Annotated in this window: 1 rRNA gene; it reads left to right on the top strand. The window is 53.4% G+C overall.

Annotated features, from left to right (window positions below):
• Nucleotides 1-58: 58 nt before the first annotated feature.
• Nucleotides 59-1,600: ribosomal RNA gene (locus tag J4613_RS22410) — 16S ribosomal RNA — on the top strand.
• Nucleotides 1,601-1,610 lie beyond the last annotated feature (10 nt).

The following is a 1,610-nucleotide window of genomic DNA, read 5'->3' as shown; positions in this document are numbered from 1 at the left end:
TCTCAAGAGTGAACACGTAATTCATTACGAAGTTTAATTCTTTGAGCATCAAACTTTTAAATTGAAGAGTTTGATCATGGCTCAGATTGAACGCTGGCGGCAGGCCTAACACATGCAAGTCGAACGGTAACAGGAAGCAGCTTGCTGCTTTGCTGACGAGTGGCGGACGGGTGAGTAATGTCTGGGAAACTGCCTGATGGAGGGGGATAACTACTGGAAACGGTGGCTAATACCGCATAACGTCGCAAGACCAAAGAGGGGGACCTTCGGGCCTCTTGCCATCAGATGTGCCCAGATGGGATTAGCTTGTTGGTGAGGTAACGGCTCACCAAGGCGACGATCCCTAGCTGGTCTGAGAGGATGACCAGCCACACTGGAACTGAGACACGGTCCAGACTCCTACGGGAGGCAGCAGTGGGGAATATTGCACAATGGGCGCAAGCCTGATGCAGCCATGCCGCGTGTATGAAGAAGGCCTTCGGGTTGTAAAGTACTTTCAGCGGGGAGGAAGGTGTTGTGGTTAATAACCGCAGCAATTGACGTTACCCGCAGAAGAAGCACCGGCTAACTCCGTGCCAGCAGCCGCGGTAATACGGAGGGTGCAAGCGTTAATCGGAATTACTGGGCGTAAAGCGCACGCAGGCGGTCTGTCAAGTCGGATGTGAAATCCCCGGGCTCAACCTGGGAACTGCATTCGAAACTGGCAGGCTTGAGTCTTGTAGAGGGGGGTAGAATTCCAGGTGTAGCGGTGAAATGCGTAGAGATCTGGAGGAATACCGGTGGCGAAGGCGGCCCCCTGGACAAAGACTGACGCTCAGGTGCGAAAGCGTGGGGAGCAAACAGGATTAGATACCCTGGTAGTCCACGCCGTAAACGATGTCTACTTGGAGGTTGTGCCCTTGAGGCGTGGCTTCCGGAGCTAACGCGTTAAGTAGACCGCCTGGGGAGTACGGCCGCAAGGTTAAAACTCAAATGAATTGACGGGGGCCCGCACAAGCGGTGGAGCATGTGGTTTAATTCGATGCAACGCGAAGAACCTTACCTGGTCTTGACATCCACAGAACTTTCCAGAGATGGATTGGTGCCTTCGGGAACTGTGAGACAGGTGCTGCATGGCTGTCGTCAGCTCGTGTTGTGAAATGTTGGGTTAAGTCCCGCAACGAGCGCAACCCTTATCCTTTGTTGCCAGCGATTAGGTCGGGAACTCAAAGGAGACTGCCAGTGATAAACTGGAGGAAGGTGGGGATGACGTCAAGTCATCATGGCCCTTACGACCAGGGCTACACACGTGCTACAATGGCGCATACAAAGAGAAGCGACCTCGCGAGAGCAAGCGGACCTCATAAAGTGCGTCGTAGTCCGGATTGGAGTCTGCAACTCGACTCCATGAAGTCGGAATCGCTAGTAATCGTGGATCAGAATGCCACGGTGAATACGTTCCCGGGCCTTGTACACACCGCCCGTCACACCATGGGAGTGGGTTGCAAAAGAAGTAGGTAGCTTAACCTTCGGGAGGGCGCTTACCACTTTGTGATTCATGACTGGGGTGAAGTCGTAACAAGGTAACCGTAGGGGAACCTGCGGTTGGATCACCTCCTTACCTTAAAGAA

The sequence above is a fragment of the Salmonella sp. 32020114201800008SM genome (genome assembly GCF_017572025.1).
Classification (GTDB): domain Bacteria; phylum Pseudomonadota; class Gammaproteobacteria; order Enterobacterales; family Enterobacteriaceae; genus Salmonella; species Salmonella enterica.
This window is presented reverse-complemented; position numbering and strand designations above follow the sequence as displayed.